Source organism: Enterobacter cloacae complex sp. IR5450 (assembly GCF_049238665.1).
GTDB lineage: Bacteria > Pseudomonadota > Gammaproteobacteria > Enterobacterales > Enterobacteriaceae > Enterobacter > Enterobacter hormaechei_C.
In genome coordinates this window covers 59,300-71,340 of record NZ_JBMKIC010000023.1, presented here as the reverse complement: position 1 = coordinate 71,340, position 12,041 = coordinate 59,300, and the positions used below count along the sequence as shown (strand labels likewise).

Genomic DNA, 12,041 nt, shown 5'->3' with positions numbered 1-12,041 from the left:
AAAAAGCTGGGAAAAGAGTACAGTAATATGGTCATGGTGGCATGACCATATTACTGGGGATCCCTCAGCCCACGGGGAGAGGGAGAAAGCAATAAAAAACCCGCCGAGGCGGGTTTTTTGTTTTTACATCAGCGGCATCGCTCGCTGCACGATATCAATCAGCGGCTGCGGATAGATACCGAAGATCAGCACCAGCAGCGCGGAGATTAGCACCACGATACCGCCGGCGCTGTACTGCCAGTTGGACGGCGCATCGCGGTTGAGCTGCTGAGGCGCGCTCAGGTACAGGCTCACGGCAACGCGCAGGTAGTAGTAGAGACCAATCGCGGAGCCGATAACGACACCCGCCGTCAGCCACCACAGACCCGCCTGCACACCGACGGCCAGCACGTAGAGCTTACCGATAAAGCCCAGCGTCATCGGGATACCCGCCAGAGAGAGCATCATCACGGTCATTACCGCAGACAGAATCGGACGGTGCCAGAACAGACCACGGTAGGAGAACAGTGAATCGGCATCCGGGCCACGGTACGGGCTGGACATCAGGCTCACCACGCCGAACGCGCCGAGGCTGCTGAACAGGTAACCGGCCAGATAGACGCCCACGGTTTCCATCGACATCTCACCGCTTTGCAGCGCAATCAGCGCCACCAGCAGGTAACCCAGATGGGAGATAGAGGAGTAGCCCAGCAGACGCTTGATGTTGGTCTGGCTCAGCGCCATCAGGTTACCGAAGATGATGGAGACGAACGCGATGATGCCCAGCACCACGCGAACCGCTTCGCTGTCACCCACCGGGGCGTACAGGAACAGACGCATAACCACACCGAAGATAGCGATTTTGCTCGCCGTCGCCAGGAAGGTAGAGACCGGTGCAGGCGCACCCTGGTAGACGTCTGGCGTCCACAGGTGGAACGGAACCAGAGAGAGTTTAAAGCCAAGGCCAACAATCATCATGCCCAGACCCGCCAGCAGCAGCGGCTCATGCATCATGCCGTCGCCGAGGCTCTTACCGATGGCCAGGAAGGAGAGGTTACCCGTCTGTGCATACAGCAGCGCGATACCGAACAGCAGGAACGACGACGCGGCAGCAGACAGAATGGTGTACTTGATAGCCGCTTCCAGAGAGCGCTTCTGACGGAAGGCGTAACCAATCAGGCCGAACAGCGGCAGTGAGATCAACTCAATACCAAGGAACAGCGCGGCCATGTGGTTCGCGTTCGCCAGCAGAATGCCGCCCAGTGCAGCAATCAGTACCAGCAGGTAAAACTCTTCTTTGTTGTCGTTGTATCCTTCGAGCCACGGGTACGCAAAGGTACAGGTTGCCAGGCTCGCCAGCAGCACCAGACCGGTGTAGAGCATGGCGTAGCCGTCAACGCGCATCAGCGGCGTGACGTCCATCGCTCCCGCCTGGCCAACAAACCAGAGGGAGACTAACGCAGCGTTCAGACCCAGAACGGACAGGGTCGCATTCAGGAAGTGATTGCGTCGCCACGCAATGGAGAGCATCACAACCACCACCGTCAATCCGACGATCAGCAGCGGTAGCAGCGCGATCAGTTGTTGTGGAGTTATTGTCATGGCGAATTACGGCCTTGTAGTAGAAGCAGAATTAACAAACCACTGCTGGATGTTACCCATCGCGGAGTGCGAGGTATCCAGAATCGGCTGCGGATAGAAGCCCAACAGCACCAGCAGTACGACCAGCAGCAGGATGATGAACAGCTCTCGCAGCGACATCCCCGGCAATTCTTGTGCAGCAATTTCACTCTTCGCTTTACCGAAGTAAGCGCGGTGCAGCATCGCCAGCGAGTACACGGAGGCAAACACCAGACCAAAGGTGGAGATGACGGTGATCGTCGGTACCACGTTGAAGCTGCCGAACAGGATCATAAACTCGCCGACGAAGTTACCGGTACCCGGCATACCCAGAGTCGCCACCGCGAAGAACATGGAGAGCGCCGGCAGCCATTTCATTTTGCCCCACAGACCGCCCATCATACGCATGTCGCGGGTATGGAGACGTTCGTACAGCTGACCACACAGGATGAAGAGACCGGCAGCGGACAGGCCGTGCGCAATCATCTGGATCACCGCGCCCTGGTACGCCAGCTGGCTGCCGGTGTAGATGGCAATCAGCACGAAGCCCATGTGGGAAACGGAGGTGTAAGCAATCAGACGTTTGATGTCGTACTGCGTGAAGGCCATCCATGCACCGTAGAAGATGCCGATCACGCCCAGCCACATGGCAATCGGCGCGAACTCTGCGGAGGCGTTCGGGAACAGCGGCAGGGAGAAACGCAGCAGACCGTAAGCCGCGGTTTTCAGCAAGATGCCCGCCAGGTCAACGGAACCTGCCGTTGGCGCCTGAGAGTGCGCGTCTGGCAGCCAGCCATGCAGCGGAACCACCGGCATTTTAACCGCGAAGGCGATAAAGAAGCCCAGCATCAGCAGGTATTCCACGCCGTGGGACATCGGGGTCTTCAGCAGGTCTTCGTAGTTGAAGGTCCAGACACCGGTCGCGTTGTAATGCACAAACACCAGCGCCAGGATGGCAATCAGCATCACCAGACCACTCGCCTGGGTATAGATGAAGAACTTGGTGGCCGCCGTGATACGCGTTTTACCGTCGGATGCCTTGTGACCCCACAGCGCGATCAGGAAGTACATCGGCACCAGCATCATCTCCCAGAAGAAGAAGAACAGGAACATGTCGATGGCCAGGAACACGCCGATCACGCCGCCCAGGATCCACATCAGGTTCAGGTGGAAGAAGCCCTGGTATTTTTCGATTTCTCGCCAGGAGCAAAGTACCGCCAGAACGCCGAGCAGACCGGTCAGCACCACCATCAGCAGCGACAGACCGTCAATCGCGAGGTGGATCGTGATACCGAAACGTGGGATCCACGGCAGGATAAACTCAGACTGCCACTGCGGAAGGCCCGCAGACTGGGTCAGTGAGTAGCCACCCTGCAACCACAGTTGCAGGCCAAGCGCGAGCGTCAATCCCATGGTGATCAGCGCGATCCAGCGCGGCATCTTCACGCCAAAGCGTTCGGTCTGCCAGCACAGGAAGCCGCCAATGAAGGGAATTAATATTAGCCAGGGTAGTAACATGGCGATTTACATTCCTTTTTAAGGCCCCCAGCAGGGGCCTGATTTTCAACGAATTCGAATAAAATTCACTTTACGATCAACGCAACACCATCAGCAGCGCCAGCACGACAACCGCACCGATGCTCATGGACGCCACATACCAGCGCAGATAACCGTTCTCGCTAAACAGCAGGCCTTTACCTGCAAAGCGAGAGAGGATCGCCGGGATATTCATCAGGCTGTTCAGTGGATCGCGCTTCAGCAGCCACGCAATGCCCAGGAACGGCTTCACGAAGATCATGTCGTACAGCCAGTCGAAGCCCCACGCGTTGTACCACCAGGTGCCCAGCAGACGGCCCGGCGCGCTGTTGGCAACGGCAGTTACCAGCGTGCGTTTGCCCAGCCACAGCCATGCGGCAATCAGGATGCCCGCTATAGCCACTACGCCGGAGGTGATTTCAAGCGTCAGAACGCGACCGTGCTCAAGCTCGGTTGTTGCAGGCAGTACACCCTGCAACGGTGGCACAATCATCGCGCCAACGAAGGTGGACAGGACCAGCAGCACAATCAGCGGCAGGTGGTGGGTAATCCCCTTCCCTGCGTGAGCGTGAATTTGTTCTTTACCGTGGAAGACGATGAAAATCATACGGAAGGTGTACAGGGAGGTCATGAACGCACCGACCAGACCCGCAACCATCAGATTGATATGACCATTCGCCATGGCGCCCGCAAGGATTTCGTCCTTACTGAAGAAGCCCGCGGTAATCAGCGGCAGTGCCGCCAGCGCCGCACCGCCCACCAGGAAGCAGACATAGACCAGCGGGATGGACTTACGCAGTCCGCCCATTTTGAAGATGTTCTGCTCGTGGTGGCAGGCCAGGATAACCGAACCGGATGAGAGGAACAGCAGCGCTTTAAAGAACGCGTGCGTCATCAGGTGGAAAATGGCTGCGTCCCACGCCTGAACGCCCAGCGCCAGGAACATGTAACCAATCTGGCTCATGGTGGAGTACGCGAGAACGCGTTTGATGTCGGTCTGCACCAGCGCGGCAAAGCCTGCCAGCACCAGCGTAACCGCACCGACAATACCCACCAGATGCAGAATTTCCGGAGTCATCAGGAACAGGCCATGGGTACGCGCAATCAGGTAGACACCGGCGGTAACCATGGTCGCGGCGTGGATCAGCGCGGAGACAGGGGTTGGACCCGCCATCGCGTCGGCCAGCCATGTCTGCAACGGCAGCTGCGCGGATTTACCCACGGCGCCACCCAGCAGCATCAGCGTTGCCCACCACAGCATGTTGTTGCCTGCTTCGAAGTGCGCCGGCGCCAGTTCCACCATTTCGCGGAAGTTCAGCGTGCCCAGTTCGTTGTAGAGAATGAACAGCGCGAAAGCGAGGAAGACATCACCCACGCGGGTCACGACGAACGCTTTCATGGCCGCTGCGCCATTCTTCGGATCGGTGTAGTAGAAACCGATCAGCAGGTAAGAGCACAGACCCACGCCTTCCCAGCCCAGATACATCAGCAGCAGGTTATCGGCCAGCACCAGAACCACCATGCTGGCGATAAACAGGTTGGTGTAGGCGAAGAAGCGGGAGTATCCCTCTTCACCGCGCATGTACCAGGAGGCGAACATGTGGATCAGGAAGCCGACGCCGGTGACCACGGAGAGCATGGTCAGAGACAGACCATCCAGCACCAGATTGAAACCGATGTTGAAGTTACCGACCGACATCCAGTTCCACAGCGGTACGCTGTAGGCCTGACGTCCATTGTTAAAGAAGTCGATACCCGCATACGCTGTGACCAGCGCAGCCAGGCCGATAGAGCCAATGCCCACGGTGGCAGACAGATTCTCAGACCAGCGGCCGCGAGAAAACGCCAGCAGCACGAAGCCAATCAGCGGAAAAATAATGGTTAAGGCAAGCATGTTCATCCACGCAACTCACTTACTGAATCGATGTTCAGGTTCTGGCGGCGACGATGGAGCTGTAGCAACAGCGCCAGGCCAATACTCGCTTCAGCAGCCGCGAGGCTGATGGCGAGAATGTACATCACCTGACCATCGGTCTGGCCCCAGTAGCTGCCGGCGACCACAAAGGCCAGCGCGGAAGCGTTGATCATGATTTCCAGACCGATCAGCATAAACAGCAGATTGCGGCGGATAACCAGACCGGTTAAGCCCAGAACGAATAAAATCGCAGCGAGGATCAGTCCATGTGTTAAGGGGATCATGCGCGTTCCTCCGTTTTTCTTTTCGCGCGGTCGTCAGTGCGGTTGCTCAGCACCTCGCCGACACGCTCTTCGCGGCCAACGTGGAAGGCCACAACCAGACCAGCCAGCAGCAGCATCGAGGCCAGCTCAACCGCCAGAACGTACGGACCAAACAGGGTGATACCCACGGCTTTCGCGCTGATTGGCGTCCCGTCGATACCCTGGTCGTTGACGCCCAGAATGGCGTAAACAATCACCGCCAGCATGATGGCCGACAGAATCGCCGGGCCAATCCACACCTGCGGTTTTAACCACTGACGTTCCTGCTCAATTTCAGAGCCGCCCAGGTTGAGCATCATCACCACGAACACGAACAGCACCATGATGGCCCCGGCGTAGACGATGATTTCCAGCGCACCGGCGAAGTGCGCGCCCAGCGCAAAGAACACCCCGGAAATAGCCAGCAGCGAGATGATTAAATACAGCAGCGCATGCACCGGATTGGTGTGCGTGATCACTCGCAGCGTAGCCAGGATGGCGATAAGGCCACAGATATAAAAAGCGAATTCCATTGCCCTCTCCTTACGGTAACAGGCTCTTGACGTCGATAGGCTTAGCTTCGTTCTCTGCTTCGCCTTTATCTTTGCCGTCGATTGCCATACCCGCCATCCGGTAGAAGTTATATTCCGGGTATTTGCCCGGACCGGAAATCAGCAGATCCTCTTTCTCGTACACCAGATCCTGACGCTTGTACTCACCCAGCTCAAAGTCTGGAGTCAGCTGAATCGCCGTGGTTGGGCACGCTTCTTCACACAGACCGCAGAAAATGCAGCGTGAGAAGTTGATGCGGAAGAACTCAGGATACCAGCGGCCGTCTACTGTCTCTGCTTTTTGCAGAGAGATACAGCCCACCGGACACGCTACCGCACACAGGTTACAGGCAACGCAACGCTCGGAACCGTCCGGGTCGCGCGTCAGCACGATACGTCCACGGTAGCGCGGCGGCAGATATACCGGCTCTTCCGGGTACATCCGGGTTTCGCGTTTGGCAAACGCATGCAGGCCGATCATCCAGATACTGCGTACCTGGGTGCCGAAACCTACCAATAATTCTTTTAAGGTCATGATCTCAAAGCCCCTTATGGCTGCTGCCAGAGAATGACAGCCGCCGTTACCAACAAGTTGACGAGCGTCAGCGGCAGGCACACTTTCCAGCCGAAGGACATTACCTGGTCATAACGCGGACGCGGTAACGCTGCGCGAATCAAAATGAACATCATCATGAAGAACGCGGTTTTCAGCGCGAACCAGATGAACGGCGGTAAGAACGGGCCATGCCAGCCACCAAAGAACAGCGTTACCATCAACGCCGAAATGGTGACGATACCGATGTACTCGCCCACGAAGAACAGACCGAACTTCATACCGGAATATTCAATGTGGTAACCGTCGGCCAGTTCCTGTTCGGCTTCTGGCTGGTCAAACGGGTGACGGTGACACACCGCCACGCCCGCGATGGCAAAGGTAATAAACCCAAAGAACTGCGGGATAACGTTCCAGATGTCGGCCTGGTTGTTGACGATGTCGGTCATGTTAAATGAACCGGCCTGCGCCACCACGCCCATCAGGGAGAGACCCAGGAACACTTCGTAGCTCAGCGTCTGCGCGGAAGCACGCATCGCACCCAGCAGCGAGTATTTGTTGTTACTGGACCAGCCTGCGAACAGCACCGCGTAAACCGCGAGGCCTGCCATCATAAGGAAGAACAGAATGCCGATGTTCAGGTCAGCGACCACCCAGGTCGGGCTGACCGGAACGATAGCAAACGCCAGCAGCAGCGAGGTGAAGGCGATCATCGGCGCCAGCGTAAAGATCACGCGGTCCGAGAAGCACGGAACCCAGTCCTCTTTAAAGAACATTTTGATCATGTCCGCGACCAGCTGGAGTGAACCACCCCAGCCCACGCGGTTCGGTCCGTAACGGTTCTGGAACAGACCGAGCAGACGACGTTCACCAAAGCTCATGAACGCGCCGCAGGTGACCACCACCAGCAGAATCACAACCGCTTTCAGAATGCTCAGCAGGATGTCGATAAGATCCGGCGTTAACCAACTCATGCTTTTGCCTCCTGAAGGTTATCAAGATGCGCACCCGCCAGGACCGGCGCGATGCCAGGCATACCCATCGGCAGACCCACCTGCCCTGCTGACAGGCGTTCAGAAATAATCAGCGGCAGGCTGATCGTCTGGCCGTCGTAGCTAAAGGCAATGTTCGCACCCGCGTTAACGCCAAGCTTCGCGGCATCCGCCGGGTTGAGCTTGATGTACGGCTGCGGCATACGCTGCTGGAATACCGGAGAACGCTGGGACATTTCGTCGCTACCGAACAGATGGTAGTACGGTGCAATACGCCAGTGACCTTCCTGCGCCTGGAAGCTCGCCGGAACGGTGGTGAAGAAGTCCAGACCGGTTTCGGAGGCTTCAATCAGACGCACGCCCGGATCGCCGTGGCGCAGGTGACCGCCCACTTCAGCCTGGAATTTGTTCCATGCCTGCGGGGAGTTCCAGCCCGGAGCCCATGCAAACGGGATTTGCGAACGCGGCGCAGACGGCTGGTTGTTCCCTTCCATCGAGAAGGCGAACATGGTGTCTTTATCCTGCGGCTGACGCGGTTCGTGCACGCTGATGTTGGCGCGCATCGCGGTACGACCGCTGTAGCGGTGCGGCTCACGCGCCAGTTTCTGGCCGCGAATGCGGAAGCTTGCGTCCGGCGCGGCATCTTTAATACCCGCCAGCTGAGGCAGTTTCTCAACAACCGCGTCGATAACGTGGTCGAGCTGCGTCCAGTCCACTTCACGGCTCTGCACGGTGCTGTGCAGAGAGTGCAGCCAGCGCCAGCTTTCCAGCATCACGGTGTTGCTGTCGTAGTAGGCCGGGTCATATACCTGGAAGAAACGCTGTGCGCGGCCTTCGTTGTTGATCACCGTCCCGTCGCTTTCTGCGAAGCTTGCCGCAGAGAGCACCAGGTGCGCTTTATCCATAATCGCGGTGCGCTGATGGTCAATCACCATCACCAGCGGCGCTTTGGAGAGCGCGGCGTCAACGCGAGCGGCAGAAGCATGACGATGCAGGTCGTTTTCCAGCACCACCACGGCGTCAGCGGCACCGGATTCCAGTTCGCTTAACGCAGCTTCCAGCGAGCCGCCGCCAATCATGCCCAGACCAATGCTGTTCACCGCACGGGCAATCATGGTCACACCGACGTCAGCACCGCGGCCTTTCAGGGCTTTGGCCACGTTGGCTGCGGCCTGAATGATCTCTGCGCTACCGGCGTTGGTACCGGAAATAATCAGCGGTTTCTTCGCACCGGCCAGGGCCTGAACAATCACGTCAACCTTGTTTTGCAGGTCGCGATCCAGCTCAACGGCCGGTGAGTTGTTGTCCAGCGCGTGGGCAATGGCAAAGCCAAGACGCGCCTGATCTTCAACCGGCGCGCAGTAGGTCCACGCCGCAATATCGTCCAGACGGGTGTTGTCGACGTTAGTCACAAACAGAGGATGCTTCGCGCGCTGACCGATGTTGAGAATGGCCGCAATCTGCCAGTCAGCCACTTTCTGCGCCGCTGCCATTTCACGTGCTTTGCCTTTCACCGCCTGACGAACCGCCAGGGCCGCGCGTGCGCCGGTCTGCGTCAGGTCTTCCCCGAGCACCAGAACCGCATCATAGGATTCGATTTCGCGCAGCGCAGGCGTGTGAATGCCGCCTTCACGCAGCACTTTCAGCACCAGCTGGAGACGTTCCTGCTCGCCCTGGGCGATACCGGTGTAGAAGTTTTCCGCCCCAACCAGCTCGCGCAGCGCGAAGTTGCTTTCGATGCTGGCGCGCGGGGAGCCAATGCCGATCACTTTCTTCGACTGACGCAGAATATCTGCCGCGCCCTGCATCGCCTGCTCAGCGTTGAGGGTAATGACGTCATCGCCACGGCGCTGAACCGGCTGACGCGGACGGTCTTTCAGGTTCACATAGCCATAGCCGAAACGACCGCGGTCGCAGAGGAAGTAGTGGTTAACGGTACCGTTGTAACGGTTTTCGATACGACGCAGTTCGCCGTAACGTTCACCCGGGCTGGTGTTACAGCCAAGGGAGCACTGCTGGCAGATGCTTGGCGCAAACTGCATGTCCCATTTACGGTTGTAACGTTCAGAGTGGGTTTTATCCGTGAATACGCCGGTCGGACAGATTTCTACCAGGTTACCGGAGAATTCACTTTCAAGCGTACCGTCTTCCGGACGACCGAAGTAGACGTTGTCATGCGCGCCATACACGCCCAGATCCTGACCGTCTGCATAATCTTTGTAGTAACGCACGCAGCGGTAGCAGGCGATGCAGCGGTTCATTTCGTGAGAGATGAACGGCCCCAGATCCTGGTTACGGTGGGTACGTTTGGTAAAGCGATAGCGACGGAAGCTGTGACCGGTCATGACGGTCATATCCTGAAGGTGGCAGTTACCGCCCTCCTCACACACCGGACAGTCGTGCGGGTGGTTGGTCATCAACCACTCCACCACGCTTTCACGGAACTGTTTGGCTTCTTCGTCATCAATCGAAATAAAGGTGCCTTCGGCGGCTGGCGTCATACAGGACATCACCAGGCGACCACGCGTGTCTTCCGCGTTTTGATATTGCTTCACCGCACACTGGCGGCAAGCACCGACGCTGCCCAGCGCCGGATGCCAGCAAAAGTACGGAATATCGAGGCCAAGAGACAGACAAGCTTCCAGCAGGTTGTCCGCCCCGTTGACTTCGTATTCTTTGCCGTCTACATGAATCGTAGCCATTAGCATGCTTCCAGTTGGCTCGGCCGAAACCGAGCGTTAATCAAAATTCTGTTTTTACCAGCGCGCTTTCAGCAGGTTCGGCTGAATACCATTGATCGAATGGGTATTGCTGAACGGCTGCTTGATGCCTGCTTCGAATTCGTCGCGGAAATATTTAATCGCGCTTTGCAGCGGCTCGACGGCGCCCGGTGCGTGGGCACAGAAGGTTTTACCCGGTCCTAAGAATCGACACAGTTGCTCAAGTGTCTCGATATCGCCAGGCTGGCCTTCGCCACGTTCGATAGCACGCAGGATCTTCACGCTCCACGGCAGACCATCACGGCACGGTGTGCACCAGCCGCAGGACTCGCGGGCGAAGAACTCTTCCAGGTTACGCACCAGGGATACCATGCCGATCTCGTGGTCGACGGCCATCGCCAGCGCGGTACCCAGACGGCTACCTGCTTTACCAATGCTTTCGAACTCCATTGGCAGGTCAAGGTGGGCTTCGGTCAGGAAGTCCGTCCCTGCCCCACCCGGCTGCCAGGCTTTGAATTTCAGGCCATCGCGCATGCCGCCGGCGTAGTCTTCAAGAATTTCGCGTGCGGTGGTGCCGAACGGCAGCTCCCAGACGCCAGGGTTCTTCACGCGACCGGAGAAGCCCATCAGCTTGGTACCGGCATCTTTGCTTGAGGAGATGCCCTGATACCACTCCACGCCGTTCGCAAGGATCGCCGGGACGTTACACAGGGTTTCGACGTTGTTGACGCAGGTCGGTTTACCCCACACGCCGGAGCTTGCCGGGAACGGTGGCTTGGAGCGCGGGTTCGCGCGGCGGCCTTCCAGGGAGTTAATCAGCGCGGTTTCTTCACCGCAGATATAACGCCCGGCACCGGTGTGCACGAACAGCTCGAAGTCAAACCCGGTGCCCAGGATGTTTTTACCCAGCAGTCCCGCTTCGGTGGCTTCGGCAATCGCGCGACGCAGGTTTTCCGCCGCTTCGATGTATTCGCCGCGCAGGAAGATGTAGCCGCGGTACGCTTTCAGCGCGAACGCGGAGATCAGCATGCCTTCCACCAGCAGGTGCGGCAGCTGTTCCATCAGCAGACGGTCTTTATAGGTACCCGGCTCCATTTCATCGGCGTTACACAGCAGGTAACGGATGTTCATGGATTCATCTTTCGGCATCAGGCTCCACTTCAGACCGGTGGAGAAGCCCGCACCACCGCGGCCTTTCAGGCCAGACTCTTTCACCGCGTTAACGATGTCGTCCGGCGCCATGCCGCCAAGGGCTTTACGCGCACCGGCATAGCCGTTTTTGCTCTGATATTCGTCGAGCCATACCGGCTGTTTGTCATCACGCAGACGCCAGGTCAGCGGATGCGTCTCAGCAGTACGAATTACAGTTTTCATTTGTACTGCTCCAGCAGGTCAGGAATCGCTTCCGGCGTCAGATGGCTGTGAGTGTCCTCATCAATCATCATGGTCGGCCCCTTGTCGCAGTTACCCAGGCAGCAGGTTGGCAGCAGAGTAAAACGTCCGTCGAACGTGGTCTGGCCCGGCTTAATATTGAGTTTCTTCTCAATCGCAGCCTGAATGCCCTGATAACCGGTGATGTGGCAGACCACGCTGTCACAGTAGCGGATCACATGGCGGCCTACCGGCTGACGGAAGATCTGGCTGTAGAACGTGGCTACGCCTTCTACGTCACTTGCCGGAATGCCCAGCACTTCTGCGATCGCATAGATCGCCCCATCCGGCACCCAACCACGCTGTTTCTGTACGATTTTCAGCGCTTCAATGGACGCCGCACGCGGGTCTTCGTAGTGGTGCATCTCGTGCTCAATGGCGGCACGCTCTGCTTCACTCAGCTCAAAAGCCTCGGTTTGTGGTTGTTGATTCTCGTGCATAA

At 57.8% G+C, this 12,041-nt stretch carries 10 protein-coding genes; all 10 read right to left on the bottom strand.

Annotated features, from left to right (window positions below):
- Window positions 1–123 precede the first annotated feature (123 nt).
- The gene (gene nuoN, locus ACOTYB_RS16970; protein WP_409249048.1) at window positions 124–1,581 is read right to left on the bottom strand and encodes an NADH-quinone oxidoreductase subunit NuoN; all 1,458 of its coding nucleotides are present in this window, start codon (window positions 1,579–1,581) and stop codon (window positions 124–126) included.
- A gap of 6 nt (window positions 1,582–1,587) precedes the next feature.
- Window positions 1,588–3,117 (bottom strand): NADH-quinone oxidoreductase subunit M, encoded by a 1,530-nt coding sequence (gene nuoM / locus ACOTYB_RS16965; RefSeq protein WP_003861498.1) that lies wholly within the window; start codon window positions 3,115–3,117, stop codon window positions 1,588–1,590.
- 76 nt (window positions 3,118–3,193) lie between these two features.
- Window positions 3,194–5,035: an NADH-quinone oxidoreductase subunit L gene (gene nuoL / locus ACOTYB_RS16960; protein WP_003861497.1), complete on the bottom strand. Its 1,842-nt coding sequence runs from the start codon at window positions 5,033–5,035 to the stop codon at window positions 3,194–3,196.
- The gene (nuoK, locus tag ACOTYB_RS16955) at window positions 5,032–5,334 is read right to left on the bottom strand and encodes an NADH-quinone oxidoreductase subunit NuoK (protein WP_003861496.1); all 303 of its coding nucleotides are present in this window, start codon (window positions 5,332–5,334) and stop codon (window positions 5,032–5,034) included. The genes nuoL and nuoK overlap by 4 nt, the downstream gene beginning before the upstream one ends.
- On the bottom strand, window positions 5,331–5,885 hold the full coding sequence (gene nuoJ / locus ACOTYB_RS16950; RefSeq protein WP_003861493.1) for an NADH-quinone oxidoreductase subunit J: 555 nt from the start codon (window positions 5,883–5,885) through the stop codon (window positions 5,331–5,333). The genes nuoK and nuoJ overlap by 4 nt, the downstream gene beginning before the upstream one ends.
- A gap of 10 nt (window positions 5,886–5,895) precedes the next feature.
- Window positions 5,896–6,438: an NADH-quinone oxidoreductase subunit NuoI gene (gene nuoI, locus ACOTYB_RS16945; protein ID WP_003861491.1), complete on the bottom strand. Its 543-nt coding sequence runs from the start codon at window positions 6,436–6,438 to the stop codon at window positions 5,896–5,898.
- A gap of 14 nt (window positions 6,439–6,452) precedes the next feature.
- Entirely contained in the window at window positions 6,453–7,430 is a 978-nt protein-coding gene (gene nuoH, locus ACOTYB_RS16940) for an NADH-quinone oxidoreductase subunit NuoH (RefSeq protein WP_047653851.1), read from the bottom strand.
- The gene (gene nuoG / locus ACOTYB_RS16935) at window positions 7,427–10,150 is read right to left on the bottom strand and encodes an NADH-quinone oxidoreductase subunit NuoG (RefSeq protein ID WP_045343738.1); all 2,724 of its coding nucleotides are present in this window, start codon (window positions 10,148–10,150) and stop codon (window positions 7,427–7,429) included. The genes nuoH and nuoG overlap by 4 nt, the downstream gene beginning before the upstream one ends.
- A gap of 54 nt (window positions 10,151–10,204) precedes the next feature.
- A complete protein-coding gene (gene nuoF / locus ACOTYB_RS16930; protein WP_003861487.1) occupies window positions 10,205–11,542 on the bottom strand; it encodes an NADH-quinone oxidoreductase subunit NuoF in 1,338 nt (445 codons plus the stop codon).
- Window positions 11,539–12,039 carry an NADH-quinone oxidoreductase subunit NuoE gene (gene nuoE, locus ACOTYB_RS16925; RefSeq protein ID WP_003861486.1) on the bottom strand — a complete coding sequence of 167 codons (501 nt, stop codon included), beginning with the start codon at window positions 12,037–12,039 and terminating at the stop codon, window positions 11,539–11,541. Before nuoE ends, nuoF begins: the two co-directional genes overlap by 4 nt.
- Between the last annotated feature and the right edge of the window lie 2 nt (window positions 12,040–12,041).

Bases quoted from the DNA above. Each gene is read 5' to 3' on its own strand.
- nuoG (WP_045343738.1), bottom strand. From the start codon at position 10,150: ATGGCTACGATTCATGTAGACGGCAAAGAATACGAAGTCAACGGGGCG.
- nuoL (WP_003861497.1), bottom strand. From the start codon at position 5,035: ATGAACATGCTTGCCTTAACCATTATTTTTCCGCTGATTGGCTTCGTG.
- nuoK (WP_003861496.1), bottom strand. From the start codon at position 5,334: ATGATCCCCTTAACACATGGACTGATCCTCGCTGCGATTTTATTCGTT.
- nuoM (WP_003861498.1), bottom strand. From the start codon at position 3,117: ATGTTACTACCCTGGCTAATATTAATTCCCTTCATTGGCGGCTTCCTG.
- nuoE (WP_003861486.1), bottom strand. From the start codon at position 12,039: ATGCACGAGAATCAACAACCACAAACCGAGGCTTTTGAGCTGAGTGAA.
- nuoH (WP_047653851.1), bottom strand. From the start codon at position 7,430: ATGAGTTGGTTAACGCCGGATCTTATCGACATCCTGCTGAGCATTCTG.
- nuoF (WP_003861487.1), bottom strand. From the start codon at position 11,542: ATGAAAACTGTAATTCGTACTGCTGAGACGCATCCGCTGACCTGGCGT.
- nuoI (WP_003861491.1), bottom strand. From the start codon at position 6,438: ATGACCTTAAAAGAATTATTGGTAGGTTTCGGCACCCAGGTACGCAGT.
- nuoJ (WP_003861493.1), bottom strand. From the start codon at position 5,885: ATGGAATTCGCTTTTTATATCTGTGGCCTTATCGCCATCCTGGCTACG.
- nuoN (WP_409249048.1), bottom strand. From the start codon at position 1,581: ATGACAATAACTCCACAACAACTGATCGCGCTGCTACCGCTGCTGATC.